This window comes from Roseobacter sp. MH60115 (assembly GCF_015644665.1).
Classification (GTDB): domain Bacteria; phylum Pseudomonadota; class Alphaproteobacteria; order Rhodobacterales; family Rhodobacteraceae; genus Roseobacter.
On record NZ_JADOBQ010000001.1, the window covers coordinates 113,692 to 126,984 of the forward strand.

Sequence of the window (13,293 nt, forward strand, 5' to 3'; positions counted from 1 at the left end):
TATGTTCTACATACGACAGGCGCAATACAGAAAGGTGCGGGGACGTCGCGCTGACAATTTTCATCCTGCACGCAAGGATATCGGCGGCGGGGGCTTTCCATCCCGGCCCACTTCAGCGCAATCTTTGAACCAGCGTATTCAGTAGAACGGCCGAAGGTCGGCAAGTATCCGGGACACCTTTATGATTTGCTTGAATCTGACGACCCTGCGCCAGGGTTTCCTCGGCTTGATCGTGATCAGTTTGCTGACCACTTCCGTCGCTGCACAGGACGCGAGCCAGGACGCCGACATCTCCGTGCCGGAGCAGACCGTCGCACTCGAACCCACGGCCAGCGATGTGACAATTGCCGAGCGTGTCGAAAGCATTTTCGAGGCGACGGGCTGGTTCATCAATCCGGTGGTGCGCGTTCAGGAGGGGGTCGCATTCCTTGACGGGACTGTGGCACTGGCCGACCACCGCAAATGGGCGCGGGATCTGGCGGCAAAGACCGATGGGGTCGTCGCCGTCGTCAACCGGCTGGAGGTGGAGCAAAAGGTCTCCTGGAGCCTTAATCCGGCGCGGCGGGAATTGCGCAACTTCATGCAGCAGACAATTGTCGCGATGCCGCTCGTGCTGCTGTCGCTGTTCATTCTACCGCTGTCGTGGATGCTGGCCCGGCTGGTGTCGCGCATTGCCAGATGGATGATGGGCAGCCGAATCCAGTCGCCGTTTCTGAAAGACATCATTGCGCGCACCATATCCTTCCCGGTGTTCCTGCTGGGACTTTATCTGGTGCTGCAGATGGCCGGACTGACCCAGCTGGCTCTGTCGGTCATGGGGGGCGCCGGTGTTCTGGGCATCGTGATCGGTTTCGCCTTTCGGGATATCGCGGAGAATTTCCTCGCCAGCCTGCTGCTCAGCATCCGGCAGCCTTTTAGGCGCGGTGACTGGATCCGCGTCGACGGTCAGGAGGGGCTGGTGCAGAGCATGAACACCCGCAGCACGGTCCTCATCTCCGGCGAAGGCAATCACATCCAGATTCCCAACTCGGCCGTGTTCAAGAACACCATCGAGAACTTCTCCGCTGCGGCGAAACGGCGTGACACCTTTGATGTGGGCATCGGCTATGACGCCTCTGTCGTTCAGGTGCAGCAGATCATCACCGATTTGCTGAATGAAAACAATATGATTTACGATGATCCGCACCCGATGGTGCTGGTGGACTCGCTGGGGGCCTCGACCGTCAACGTCAAGGTCTATTACTGGTATGATTTTTCCAAGCTCTCGCCTCTGAAACTCAAGTCAGCCCTGTTGCGGCAGGCCAAGAAGGCACTGACCGAAGGCGGTGTTTCCATGCCGGATGAAGCCCGTGAGGTTATCTTCCCGCAGGGCATACCGATCAAGAAAGCGTCTGACGGCGAGGACGCTGCGGGTGCGACGCCTATTCAGACAGAGGCCCCCGCGCAGCTGCCTCATGAACCCGCTCACTCCAGCCTCGATGCCGACCTGGCAAATGAGGCGGAGGATTTGCAGCAACAGGCGACCACACGTGTCGAGGAGGGAGAAGAAGACCTGCTGTCGCGTGGGGAATAGTCCAAGGCGGCGTCTACTTGGACATCCAGTCCGCGATCAGCCGGTGTTGCACATTGGCCTGCGCGGCCACCCGGTAAAAGCCGATGAGCTCGCGCAGCGGCGACGAAATCCGCTCAAACCCGGAGATGAAGGCAACGATCACACCCAGCTGAACCTCGCCCTGCATGGCGAGATATCCGCCGAACAGCAGGACGGTCAACGGACCCATCGCGTTCAACAGATTGAGCGCTGATTTCATGGCGAATTTCAGGATGAAAAAGCGCATACGGTTCTTGTAGATATCGGTCAGAAGGCTTTTGCACTGGTCCCGCGTTTCGACGCTGTGGTCCGAAATCTCGTCGCCAAGGTCGCGCAATAGGCCGACACGCTCTTCGATCAGTCGATTGAGGCGCCGCTGTAAAAGCGGGGTCAGCACCACCTGCGGCACCAGAAACCCCAGGGCGAAGATGGCAATTTGGGGTTCCACGACAAACATGTAAACCGCTACACCCAACAGCATCGCCCCGTTTGCGCAGGCCCCGGACAGCGCCTCGCCCACGAAGCCGCCGAGTTTTTCCACCTCCGACCCCACAATCGACACGGCGCGCCCGTTGCCGTCCGCCGCGTCGCCGTTGCGCTCCTCGTGAAGGGTCAGGAGATGGCGGCGCGTGTAGAGGCTGGCGCTTTCCGTGATCCAGGACTGATAAATCCAAAGCGCGAATTTGACCGCCTGATGCAGAAGGATAAGCACCACGTAGGCGGTGCCAAACTGCACCAGCATGGAGACGTCCCGGCTTTCCACCACTTCGTTCACGATGCGGCGCTGCAGTTCCAGGGGGGCAAGGTTCAGGACGGCGACACAGACCGCCAGCAGGCAAACAGCAACTTGATGCCCTTCGCTCATGCGCCACACGTACCCCAGCAAGGAGGACGCGGGGCTGTCATCTCCGGTTTGACGCACCCTGCGCGGCGTAGCTGTTCGTCGCAATACTCTCACATATCTGCGCTACCACAGCAGGACAGCGGTCTCAATGCGTGTCATTGCGCGCGGATCGGTCGCCGAGCCTCGCACTCCCGAAGCACCGCCCTGTTGCAATGTCGCCTCGGGAGCGCTGCCACGTCTTGCGGGCCGCCGGAGTATTCTCTAGGCTTCCCGGATCAGGGGAAATGGATAGAATATGGCATCTGCAGATGAGCTTGAGTTCGTCGTTGCGATTGGGGCATCGGCTGGCGGGCTGGCGGCGATCAAGGATCTGATTGCGGAGCTTCCTGCCGATCTTGACGCGCCTATTGTGATTGCCGTGCACAGCGAACCCTCGTCCAGGTTGGCGGATGTTTTGAAGCTTGTGAGTGATCTGCCGATCAAACGCGCTGAAGACGGTGAAAAACTGCGGAAAGGCTGGATTTACACTGTGCCCGGCGCGACCCATGCATTTTTCCGGAACGAGAGAATTCACCTTTCCAGCCTCGTACGAGATTCCGGATTTCGCCCCTCTATCGACGCGTTGTTTATGACGCTTGCGGCTGAATACGGCAGCCGGGCGATTGCCGTGGTTCTTTCAGGGACAATGAAAGACGGGATGCGCGGGGCTCAGGTGATCTATGACATGGGCGGGCAGACCATTGTGCAGGACCCCAAGGATGCGCAACACGCAGGGATGCCAAACAGCGTCATCATGAATGACCACCCCGAAACAGTGCGATCGGCAAAGGAGCTCGGCATCTGGCTCCGCTCTCTGATCGGACAGGAGACCTGATCCTGTAACCACGGCCCAGGGCCTTTGGCACGCATCTCAAAAACGTCTGTCGGAGACCCTCAATGGGCTAAGTGTTGATCAGTGATCGAGAATTTTGGACAGGAAATCCTGCGCACGCTCACTTTCGGGATTGTCAAAGAAGGCCGCGGTTTGCCTGTCCTCGACGATGGCGCCATTGTCCATGAAAATCACCCGGTCGGCGACCTTTCGGGCAAAGCCCATCTCATGGGTCACCACCATCATGGTCATGCCTTCCTGCGCAAGTTCCACCATGACGTCCAGCACCTCCTTGATCATCTCGGGATCCAGCGCCGAGGTTGGCTCGTCAAAGAGCATCGCAATCGGATCCATTGCCAGGGAGCGGGCGATGGCAATGCGTTGCTGCTGACCGCCTGACAGCTGGCTGGGAAACTTGGCCGCATGATCGGCCATGCCGACGCGGGCGAGCAGTTTCTCCGCCCGAGCCACGGCCTCCGCCCGTGGGCGTTTGAGGACCTTTTCCTGCGCCAGGCAGAGGTTTTCCAGCACGCTCATATGCGGGTAGAGCTCGAAATGCTGAAACACCATGCCGATCCGCGACCGCAAGGCTGTCAGATTGGCGCCCTTGGCGGTTACGTCATCCCCATCCACGGAAATCCGACCCTGCTGGACAGGCTCCAGACCGTTCACGCATTTGATCAGGGTTGATTTGCCGGAACCGGATGGTCCGCAGACGACAACAACCTCCCCCTTGGCGACCTGCGTCGTGCAGTCTGTCAGCACCTGAAAATCACCGTACCACTTGGATATGTTTTCAATGTCGATCATGTGGCCATCCGGGATTTGAGGCTTCGGACCAGCATTGAACCGGAGAAGCAGATTACGAAATAGACAAGGGCTGCAAAGAGATACATCTCGACCAGCCTGCCCTCGGTGCGCGCCACGATGGAGGAGGCGGTCATGAAATCCCGCAGGCTGACCACGAAAACCAGCGAGGTGTCCTGAAAGAGGATGATGCCTTGGGTGACGAGGATCGGCACCATGTTGCGGAACGCTTGTGGCAGGACGACATAGCGCTGGATCTGCCAGTAGCTCAGACCGGTGGATTGCCCGGCATGTACTTGCCCGCGTTTCACGCTCTGGATGCCGGCGCGCATGATTTCTGAGTAGTAGGCCGCTTCGAACAGCACGAAGGCAATCAGCGCGGAATAGAAACCGCCGATGGGCCGGCCAAGAGCCAAGGGCACCAGAAAGTAGAACCAGAAGATCACCAGGATCAGCGGTACGGAGCGGATCAGGTTGACATAGGTGGCTGCCACAATCGCCAGCGGGCCAATCCCGGAGAGGCGTGCCAGTGCCAATAGGGTGCCCAGAACGATGCCGCCGATGATGGATAGAAAGGTCAGCAACAAGCTAAGCTGAAGCCCCTGCCACAGGAAGGGCAGGGACGACCATATGACGTTGAAATCGAAATCCGTCATCGCTCAGGCCTCCTTGCCGACATAGCCCGGGATGCGTGTGTATTTCTCCAGCACCTGCATCAGGATGGTCGCGACCAGTGCGATGCAAACGTAGATCACGGTGGCGGCGGTGAAGGCTTCGAACCCCTGAAAAGTGTATTCCGCGATCTGCTGGCTCTGCGCCGTTAATTCCAGCAGGCCAATCGTCAGCGCGAGGGAGGAATTCTTGAAAACAGTCAGGAATTCCGACGTCAGCGGCGGCACGATGATGCGAAAAGAGATCGGCAGGAGGACATAACGGTAGGTTTGTGCCGTGCTGAGACCATGCGCCGTTGCTGCAGCGGAGAGGCCCGGCGGGACCGTCTCAATGCCCGCGCGGACCTGCTCGGCAATGCGGGAGGCGGTGTAGAGCCCAAGGGCGACCACGGCGGTCACGAACTCCGGGTTTGGCAGGTCCCGCTTCATCCAGTGCCCCCAGTCCTCGGGCAGCATTTCCGGCACCGCAAAGTACCAGATGAACATCTGAACCAGCAGCGGGACATTGCGGAAGATCTCGACATAGGTGGCGCAGATGCCGCGCACGATTTTGTTGGGGACCGTCTTGCCGACCCCCACCAGAGAGCCGATGACAATCGCGATGCACCAGGCGGAGAGAGCGACGGAGATGGTCCAGCCAAAACCGGAGATCAGCCAGCTGAGGTATTGCTCTTCAAAGAGAACACCCCAATTCCAATTGTAGTTCATGCTCGTTTGCCCCGCTGCCCCTGTTGATCCGGGGCCGGGTCACATCATGCGTGCCCGGCCCGGAACCGCCTCAGTTCGGCAAAGCGCCCAGCTTGAATGCCGCCTGCAAGAGCGGATCAGCCGGGACGCCCAGCGGGTCGAACCATTTGGCATAGATCGCGTTGATTTCGCCGGACCGGAACACTTCGGCCAGGGCCTTCTTGCCGATGAGCTCAAAGGCGCTGTCATCTCGCCGCACCATCAGCGCATAGGGGTCAAAGGAGAGGAAATCGCCGACAACTGCGAATTCGTCGGGCGTTTTGGATTTGGAGATGAGACCAAAGAGCAGGATGTGGTCGGTGGCGTAGGCATCCACACGGTCCGTCTCCAGCGACAGCATCCCCTCGGCATGGTCCCGCACCGGCAAGACCTTGACGTCGAGACCGGCGGCTTCGACAGCGGCCAGAACGGCACGCTCGTTCGTCGTACCTTGCGCCAGGGCCACGGCCTTCCCATCCAGATCAGCGACGGAGCCGATCCCGGAATCCTTGCGGGTCAGGATCTTTGTGCCAGTCACGAAGGTCACCGGCAGGTATTCCACCTGCTGCTGGCGCGTGAGGTTGTTGGTGGTCGATCCGCATTCCAGATCGATGGTGCCATTGGCCATCAGCGCGATCCGGGTCTTGGGATTGACCGGCACATATTTCACGGTCAGTTCCTTGCCCAATTCGGCAGCAACCGCCTCGACCACCTTGAGGCAAAGATCGATCGAGTACCCAACCGGGTTTTGACTGTCGTCGAGGTACGAAAAGGGGACAGAGCTTTCGCGGTGCCCGATGACAATTTCGCCGCTTGCAGCGATTTTATCCAATGTGCCGCCCTGGCCGTCGGCGAGGGCGGCGGGGGCGGACAGCCCCAAAGCGCATAGAGCAGTGATCAGTGATTTCTTGAACGACATCGTTCATCTCCTTGTTGATTTTATTAATTGTTTAGTCCGCATATCCATGCAGATCGAAAGTGTCGGGATAGCCGAAGAGGGCAGCGCTGCCGCCCGTATGCAGAAAGACAATATTGTCCATCCCGTCGAAGTATCCTTTGCGGATCAGGTCAATCAGGCCATCCAGCCCCTTGCCGGAATAGACCGGGTCGAACAAAAGCCCCTCGGTCCGCGCCAGAAGTTTGACCGCCTTGATCATGCCTTCGGTTGGCAGGCCATAACCCGGCCCGACGTAGTCGCAATTAGCCCGCACCTGCGCGCGGTCGATCTGCAGCCCGGTGGAAAGGTGATCAGCGGTGCGCTGTGCCAGATCGAACACCATCCCTTCCTGTTTTTCCTGCGGTGCGCGTACGCCGATGCCCAGCAGATGCATATCGCTCTGGATTGCTGCCAACCCGGTGACCAGCCCGGCCTGCGTGCCGGAACTGCCGGTGGCATGCACGAAAGCGTCGATGTTCAGACCGATTCCCGCTGCCTGTTCCACCAACTCACGTGCGCAGTTTACGTAACCGAGCGCGCCGGTCGGGTTCGAGCCACCGCCGGGGATGATGTAGGGCGTCTGACCATCATCGCGCAGCGTTTCGGCCAGGGCTTCCATCTCGGCATTCATGTCGGTGCCACCAGCGCGTTTCGACACGGTGGCGTCATGCAAACGGTCCAGCAGAACGTTGCCGTTCAAAGTGTAATTCGGATTGTTCGATCCTGTGCGATCTTCCAGCAGGATGTGGCAGCGCATTCCCAGTTTGGCAGCGGCAGCGGCCGTTTGGCGCGCGTGATTGGATTGGGTCGCCCCTTGGGTCACAATGCAATCAGCCCCCTGAGCCTGTGCGTCGGCCATGAGGTATTCCAGCTTGCGCGTCTTGTTACCGCCCGACGACAGCCCGGTGCAATCGTCCCGTTTGACCCAGAGGCGCGGCCCGCCCAGATGGTCGCTCAGGCGGTCCATGGGCTCCAGCGGGGTGGGTAAATGTCCCAGACGTACCCGTGGAAAGCGGGCCAGCGTGATCGACAGAGCCTTGCACCGGCTTGCCATCATCTCCGGTGCGCCCGCCGCTTCCGGCGTCGTTGTCTCGTCGCTCACTGACATAGGGTTTGGGTCCTTCAAACTGCTGCGCCCAAACTAAGCTGAATGCGAAAGCGAAGAATAATGCTTCTTTCTCTGCCTGCTCATACTTATTGTATGGGCAAAGGAGGGGCGGGTATGGACACACAATGGCTTGAAGACGTTCTGGTGTTGCTGGAGGAGGGCAACATGACCCGCGCGGCATCGCGGCGAAACATCACGCAACCGGCGTTCTCGCGGCGGATCAGGGGGCTGGAAAACTGGATCGGCGCGCCAATTCTCACCCGCGGTACCAACCGGATCGACATCCATGCCGCGCTCAGCGCGAATGAAGACGAAATCCGGGCGCTGATCGCACGTATCCGCGCCTTGCGGGGTCGGATCGCGAATTTCGATCCCGAAAGCACCACGGTCGCTATCGCGGCCCAACACGCGCCGATCTTCTCGACATTTCCGGAGATGGCCTTGCATGCCAAACAATTCTATCCATCGCTGAAGTTCAGGCTTCGTGCCGGAAACCATCATGACTGCGTGTCTCTTTTCCTGCGTGGCGACACCAGCATGTTGCTATGCTACGAAACTGAGTGTGCAGAGCCGCTTCCGTTTGGGGAGACGGTGCGACGTGCCACCTGGGGCAGTGATCAGCTGATCCCGGTCGTCGGCGGTAGCCTGCGCTACGGTGTGACAAGCGATGCTTCGGTCGCCAGCGACACGCCCGCCATTGTCTACCCTGAGGACAGCTATTTCGGAGAGGTGCTTGGCAAGGCGGAACGGTCGTTCGGGACGCAAAGGTTCACGCACAACCCGGTCTGCGAATCCGCGTTTTCCAGCGGCATCAAGGAGATGGCGCTCAAGGGGCTTGGGGTTGGCTGGATCCCGTTCAGCATGGCCCATAGAGAGATCGAAACCGGCGAGCTTGTCTCTCTGGCGAACACGCTGGGGCATGAACCTCTGGCCATCGCGCTCTACGCGGATGCACGCGAGGACGCTGCGGTCGCGCTGCTGAATGTCTGGAGTGCAAGGCATCGATCCCCGGGCGGGTTGAACGCGAGTACACTCGCCTAGCCCGAATATCCGACAATTGCCGGGATGCGCTTGGACGCCCGGTGCACTGGAACGGGCCACCGGACTCGGCGCAGAACCTTTTGATGGCGCCTCCCAAATCGGTTGTGCGGACGCGGGCAGATACCGCAAACCGACCCTTTTCTACGGCTCGGGTGCGCTCGGACGCAGCGCGAAACTTCCTGTCCGGTCACGGCTCGATTTTGAGATTCTGCAACTTCGGGTTATTGTGACAGGCACAACGGCTCCGAGAATTTTGATCGTGATGCCCAATTCAGTCGATTTTTTTAGCTCAAATACATTTTTGGAGAAGGATATGGCCCAGAAAACGCTCCAACGTTCATTGAACAAACCAAAGACATCGCCCCGCAATCGCCGCAAGGACCTCGCTGCTCCGTTTTTGATGCATACGCATGCTGCGGTGAAGACGATGATGGCCGCGACGGAGACGCTGCCGGACTTTCGCAAAACGCCAAGCGAACTTGAAACGGATGAGAAAATCCAACTGGTGCGACAGGGCATGGTGCTGATGCGGGACAACTATGTGCATCTGCCGCTCAAGGAAAACATGCACGCGGTGCGTCCGGTTCAGGCGCTGAGCCTGCTGCTGCAGAAACTGGAATCCTCCGAAGACGACATGTCGGATCTGGAATTCCACGCGGAAATGCTGCGCATCTTCACCTCGGTGCGCGACCTGCACACCAACTACTTTCTGCCCGCGCCCTACAACGCAAAAACCGCCTATGTGCCGTTCCTGCTGGAAAGCTTTTTCGAGGGAGGCGCGCGACGCTATCTGGTGTCCCATCTGGTCGCTGGTCTGGACCAGCCCCCCTTTGGCCCGGGTGTGGAGGTCACGTCCTGGAACGGGGCACCCATCGATCTGGCCGTGGCCACCAACGCCACCCGGTTTGCAGGCTCAAATGCGGAGGCGCGGCGGGCACGCGGATTGGAACGTATGACCATCCGGCCGCTCATCCAGTCGCTGCCGCCGGATGAAGATTTTGTGCTGGTCGGATACCGGACGGCGGATGGCGCTGAGCATGAAATCAGGTTGAACTGGCTGGTTTTCACCCCGGATGCTTCCGGCGCTCTGGTCGCCCAGATGGAAGAGGTCAGCGGGAACGCTTTTGCGATGGGCGTGGACATTGACGGCCAGCTTGCCGGAATTGCCAAGAAGATGCTGTTTGCACCGTCAGTTGTGGCCGCCGAAGCCGCTGTGCGCGCCGCGAAGCCGTCGCGTCGGCGCAACGTCAGTGCTGGTGGCGCAGTGCCGTCATCGATGCCTTCGGTCCTGCATGCCAAGACGGTGGAGACTGCAGCGGGGGAAATCGGACACATCCGCATTCACACGTTCAGTGTCGATGATGCCGACGCCTTTGTGGCCGAGTTTGTGCGCCTTGCCGCGCTGCTGCCGCAAAACGGTCTGGTCATCGATGTTCGCGGCAACGGCGGTGGCCTGATCTACGCAGGCGAGCGGCTGTTGCAGGTGCTGACACCCCAGCCGATCGAGACGGAGCGCACGCAATTCATCAACACGGCGCTGAACCTCGATATCGTCCGCAAGAACGCGCCTTCCTCGTCGGTGATCGGGCTTGATCTGGCGCCGTGGCGGGCGTCGATGGAGGAATCCATTTCGACGGGGGCTGTTTATTCCAGAAGCTATCCGATCACGGAAGTCGAGACGGCGAACGGCATCGGGCAGCGGTATCAGGGGCCTGTCGTGCTGATCACGGATGCCAAGTGTTATTCCACCACGGACATTTTTGCCGCCGGATTTCAGGATCATGATATCGGCCCGATCATCGGGGTCGATGGCAACACCGGCGCCGGCGGTGCGAATGTCTGGACGCATTCTCTGTTGCGTCGTCTGGCAGGGCGGGGTGGTCCCTATGCAGGGTTGCCGGGCGGTGCGAACATGCGTGTCGCCATCCGGCGCACGCTGCGGGTCAAGGAGCGGTCCGGCACGCCGGTCGAGGATCTGGGTGTGCAACCGGATTTCCTGCACAATCCGACACGCGCCGATTTGCTGGACGGCAATGTCGATCTGATTGAATTCGCAGCCAGCAAGCTTGCCGAGCTGCCGACACGGGTTTTGCGCGGAGAGATCGTCAGCCAGAGCGCTGGTGATCTTGCCCTCTCGATCAAGACTGAGAACCTCGCGCGGGTCGATGTTTATCTGGACAACCGGCCGATCGGCGCGCTGGACGTCGAGGACGGTGATACGGAGCTGACCATCGAAGATGTCGATGCGTTCGACACCCTCTATCTGCAGGGATTTGACGGCGATGAATTGGCCGCCGCGTGGCGGATCAAGAGCTGAGCCACCCGCCGGGCAGCAAGAAAACATTCACTCACAGGGGATTATCCAATGGTCGATAACACCAGGGTGCACCCGAGCAGTCATCACTTTGCGCATTTGATTGACCTCTTTCTATTCAAGGGCGCGCCGGTCAACGAAGATGAGGACCATGAGGTGTCCATCCTCATCAACCATGGCTATGTGGCCGGGTACTGTCCGACCCGGTTTCAACCGCTCTGGTCCGCGTATCGGGTCGCGCGTGCCAGTCGCGATGTCGGTTATGACCGACCGCATCTTTACTACGCGGATGAACGTATCGCGCAAGACATTAGGCTGAGTTCAAGGACCTTCGGTCGGAAAGACGGCATTCAATATCATGTGGGTCACATGGTGCCCAATGAAGCTATCAACCGGCAATTCGGGCGTCTGGCGCAACTCGAAACCTTTTTCATGACCAACATGAGCCCGCAGCGCGGCAGCCTGAACACCGGTGTCTGGCTTGATCTCGAAAACAAGATCCGGAACATCGATGACACGTCCGACAAGGATCATGTCTGGGCCATCGCCGGTCCCGTCTTCAGCGAGGATCCTGAGATGATCGCCCGCGACGGCGTCGAGGTGCCAATCCCCGTGGCCTATTACTACATCTCGGTCGATCCGTTCTCCTATCCCTGGGATGCGGAGGGGAACGTGGATATTGCCTGTTTTCTCTTTCCGCAGGATGCGCCGCGCGGCACACCGCTGGATCGGTTTCTGGTTGATATTCTCGATATCGAGGAGGCGACGAAGTTGCGGTTTTTCCCGGGTTGGGACTATTCCGTCGATCTCTCTGCGGCCATGGCGGGCGGACCTGTCGCACAGGTGCGGCACCGATTGCTAAGGCAGCTTTGAGCGCCGGTGTCCGGTCAGAACGGGCGATATCCGCCTTGGCTGGTGGCGTTCACCGCAGCCAGGTCTGGTAGTCGCTGACCAGCAGATGCACCGGATCTGTGTCCTCTTCGACGGTTGCGAAACGGCCAATGCGTTCGCGGAAGATGTTATCGGTTTCATCATCGTTCACGGTGGAAACCTCACCGACCAGCACATCGCCGCCCTCTCCCCAGAAGGCATGCCAGTCACCCGGCCGCAGTGTCACGCTCTCCCCCGGTGCCAGGAGCAGCTTTTCCCCCGGCGCGAAGTCCCGGCGGATACCGTCACACCAGACGGTGCCGCCGCGATCCTCGGCGAAATCACCGGCATCATCCGAGCCGAAGAGCTCGATCACAAGCGTCGCGCCGCCGCGATTGATGATGTCCTCGGCCTTGATGATATGCGTGTGCATCGGGGACAGTTGATCCTGTCGTGAGATCAGCAGTTTCTCTGCGTAGCACATGCCGCCACCGCGTTTCAGATCCGACAGCAAGCCATTGCGCAGGGTGAAAAGGAAGAGCCCCATTTCATCGAAGCGACCCGCGCCGTAATCGGTGATGTCCCATCCGCACCGTGCGTCGATCAGGGCGCGTGCCTCGGTTTTGCGTGCCTTGAATTCTTCGGGCGACCAATAGGCAAAAGGCGGCAGGGTAAAACCGTGAGAGCGGATCATTTCATCCGCCTGTGTCAGCGTGTCGTTGATGCGGGAACGTTTCATGCGGGGTCTTTCGGGTTGAGCATGCGATCAGCAGCGTTCGGGGGCGGTCTGGAGGATTTAGGCATAGTTTCCCGCGGGGCACCACCAATACACGCTTGGCAATTGTAAAAAGAGTGCCACCCTGCAGATCATTGTCAGGCAGGCACTAAGGATAGAGCTTTTCGCCCGCTCGGGCGCCGTTGACATGGCTCAATGCGCAAGATCATGAGAGATGCCAGACTAGGATCGTATCGCGAGAACAGTCATGGCCGCACAAAGCAAGACAGAACTGCTGGACCTCACCCGGAAAGAGTATGCCAAGCTGCAAAAGCTTGTCATGCAGATTGAGGAACCCTTTGCCCAGCTGAAAGACGATGAGGATACATCCGTCAGGGATGTGATCGCACATCGTGCGCATTGGATCGATCTGTTCTTGGGGTGGTATCATGACGGGCTTGCTGGCAAGCCGGTGTTTTTCCCTGCTGAAGGATACAAATGGAACGAGTTGTCGCGGTACAACGCCGAATTACGACAAAAGCAGGCGCATATGAGCTGGGAGGATGCGCACAGGCTTTTGCAGGACAGATACGAAGCGTTGACGCGTTTCCTGGAAGAGCGCTCCGAGACAGAGCTCTACGGAGGTCCCATGAAGGGGGCGAAGAACAACTGGACAACCGGGCGCTGGGCTGAGGCCGCGGGGCCGAGCCACTTTCGATCCGCAGTGAGGTTTATTCGGGCACGCCTCAGAGCGGTCGGATAAGGTTTCCGGTGTTTCAGACCCGCCCCGCGCAAATC

General features: G+C 59.4%; 13 protein-coding genes. 6 read left to right on the plus strand and 7 right to left on the minus strand.

Annotation, left to right across the window (positions count from 1 at the left end):
• Positions 1-181: 181 nt before the first annotated feature.
• Positions 182-1,573 carry a mechanosensitive ion channel family protein gene (locus ISX84_RS00460; RefSeq protein ID WP_195818358.1) on the plus strand — a complete coding sequence of 464 codons (1,392 nt, stop codon included), beginning with the start codon at positions 182-184 and terminating at the stop codon, positions 1,571-1,573.
• A gap of 13 nt (positions 1,574-1,586) precedes the next feature.
• Here the strand turns inward: ISX84_RS00460 and ISX84_RS00465 are convergent, their stop codons facing one another.
• A complete protein-coding gene (locus ISX84_RS00465; RefSeq protein WP_195818359.1) occupies positions 1,587-2,456 on the minus strand; it encodes an ABC transporter transmembrane domain-containing protein in 870 nt (289 codons plus the stop codon).
• A gap of 274 nt (positions 2,457-2,730) precedes the next feature.
• On the opposite strand from ISX84_RS00465, the gene ISX84_RS00470 reads away from it, so the two are divergent.
• A complete protein-coding gene (locus ISX84_RS00470; protein WP_195818360.1) occupies positions 2,731-3,309 on the plus strand; it encodes a chemotaxis protein CheB in 579 nt (192 codons plus the stop codon).
• A gap of 78 nt (positions 3,310-3,387) precedes the next feature.
• Here the strand turns inward: ISX84_RS00470 and ISX84_RS00475 are convergent, their stop codons facing one another.
• The 5 genes from ISX84_RS00475 to ISX84_RS00495 form a co-directional block, all read right to left on the minus strand.
• Positions 3,388-4,116 (minus strand): amino acid ABC transporter ATP-binding protein, encoded by a 729-nt coding sequence (locus ISX84_RS00475; protein WP_195818361.1) that lies wholly within the window; start codon positions 4,114-4,116, stop codon positions 3,388-3,390.
• Entirely contained in the window at positions 4,113-4,769 is a 657-nt protein-coding gene (locus ISX84_RS00480) for an amino acid ABC transporter permease (RefSeq protein ID WP_195818362.1), read from the minus strand. Before ISX84_RS00480 ends, ISX84_RS00475 begins: the two co-directional genes overlap by 4 nt.
• A 3-nt stretch (positions 4,770-4,772) precedes the next feature.
• Complete coding sequence (locus ISX84_RS00485) at positions 4,773-5,492, minus strand: amino acid ABC transporter permease (protein WP_195818363.1); 720 nt, start codon at positions 5,490-5,492, stop codon at positions 4,773-4,775.
• 70 nt (positions 5,493-5,562) lie between these two features.
• A complete protein-coding gene (locus tag ISX84_RS00490; RefSeq protein ID WP_195818364.1) occupies positions 5,563-6,429 on the minus strand; it encodes an amino acid ABC transporter substrate-binding protein in 867 nt (288 codons plus the stop codon).
• 31 nt (positions 6,430-6,460) lie between these two features.
• Positions 6,461-7,504 carry a D-cysteine desulfhydrase gene (locus tag ISX84_RS00495; RefSeq protein WP_229884086.1) on the minus strand — a complete coding sequence of 348 codons (1,044 nt, stop codon included), beginning with the start codon at positions 7,502-7,504 and terminating at the stop codon, positions 6,461-6,463.
• 165 nt (positions 7,505-7,669) lie between these two features.
• Between ISX84_RS00495 and ISX84_RS00500 the strand changes: the two genes are divergently transcribed.
• The 3 genes from ISX84_RS00500 to ISX84_RS00510 all read left to right on the plus strand — a co-directional run bounded on the left by ISX84_RS00500 (position 7,670) and on the right by ISX84_RS00510 (position 11,783).
• Positions 7,670-8,596 (plus strand): LysR family transcriptional regulator, encoded by a 927-nt coding sequence (locus ISX84_RS00500; protein ID WP_195818366.1) that lies wholly within the window; start codon positions 7,670-7,672, stop codon positions 8,594-8,596.
• Positions 8,597-8,909: 313 nt separating this feature from the next.
• A complete protein-coding gene (locus tag ISX84_RS00505) occupies positions 8,910-10,913 on the plus strand; it encodes a S41 family peptidase (RefSeq protein ID WP_195818367.1) in 2,004 nt (667 codons plus the stop codon).
• Positions 10,914-10,961: 48 nt separating this feature from the next.
• Positions 10,962-11,783, plus strand: a complete 822-nt coding sequence (locus tag ISX84_RS00510; RefSeq protein WP_195818368.1) for a DNA/RNA non-specific endonuclease — start codon at positions 10,962-10,964, stop codon at positions 11,781-11,783.
• 49 nt (positions 11,784-11,832) lie between these two features.
• On the opposite strand, the gene ISX84_RS00515 is transcribed toward ISX84_RS00510, so the two are convergent.
• Positions 11,833-12,519, minus strand: coding sequence for a D-lyxose/D-mannose family sugar isomerase (locus ISX84_RS00515; protein WP_195818369.1), 687 nt, complete (start codon positions 12,517-12,519; stop codon positions 11,833-11,835).
• Between the two features lie 244 nt (positions 12,520-12,763).
• On the opposite strand from ISX84_RS00515, the gene ISX84_RS00520 reads away from it, so the two are divergent.
• Entirely contained in the window at positions 12,764-13,258 is a 495-nt protein-coding gene (locus ISX84_RS00520; RefSeq protein WP_195818370.1) for a ClbS/DfsB family four-helix bundle protein, read from the plus strand.
• Positions 13,259-13,293: the final 35 nt, after the last annotated feature.

Coding starts and splice junctions, on each gene's coding strand:
- ISX84_RS00460 (WP_195818358.1), top strand. CDS start 182: ATGATTTGCTTGAATCTGACGACCCTGCGCCAGGGTTTCCTCGGCTTG.
- ISX84_RS00465 (WP_195818359.1), bottom strand. CDS start 2,456: ATGAGCGAAGGGCATCAAGTTGCTGTTTGCCTGCTGGCGGTCTGTGTC.
- ISX84_RS00470 (WP_195818360.1), top strand. CDS start 2,731: ATGGCATCTGCAGATGAGCTTGAGTTCGTCGTTGCGATTGGGGCATCG.
- ISX84_RS00475 (WP_195818361.1), bottom strand. CDS start 4,116: ATGATCGACATTGAAAACATATCCAAGTGGTACGGTGATTTTCAGGTG.
- ISX84_RS00480 (WP_195818362.1), bottom strand. CDS start 4,769: ATGACGGATTTCGATTTCAACGTCATATGGTCGTCCCTGCCCTTCCTG.
- ISX84_RS00485 (WP_195818363.1), bottom strand. CDS start 5,492: ATGAACTACAATTGGAATTGGGGTGTTCTCTTTGAAGAGCAATACCTC.
- ISX84_RS00490 (WP_195818364.1), bottom strand. CDS start 6,429: ATGTCGTTCAAGAAATCACTGATCACTGCTCTATGCGCTTTGGGGCTG.
- ISX84_RS00495 (WP_229884086.1), bottom strand. CDS start 7,504: ATGATGGCAAGCCGGTGCAAGGCTCTGTCGATCACGCTGGCCCGCTTT.
- ISX84_RS00500 (WP_195818366.1), top strand. CDS start 7,670: ATGGACACACAATGGCTTGAAGACGTTCTGGTGTTGCTGGAGGAGGGC.
- ISX84_RS00505 (WP_195818367.1), top strand. CDS start 8,910: ATGGCCCAGAAAACGCTCCAACGTTCATTGAACAAACCAAAGACATCG.
- ISX84_RS00510 (WP_195818368.1), top strand. CDS start 10,962: ATGGTCGATAACACCAGGGTGCACCCGAGCAGTCATCACTTTGCGCAT.
- ISX84_RS00515 (WP_195818369.1), bottom strand. CDS start 12,519: ATGAAACGTTCCCGCATCAACGACACGCTGACACAGGCGGATGAAATG.
- ISX84_RS00520 (WP_195818370.1), top strand. CDS start 12,764: ATGGCCGCACAAAGCAAGACAGAACTGCTGGACCTCACCCGGAAAGAG.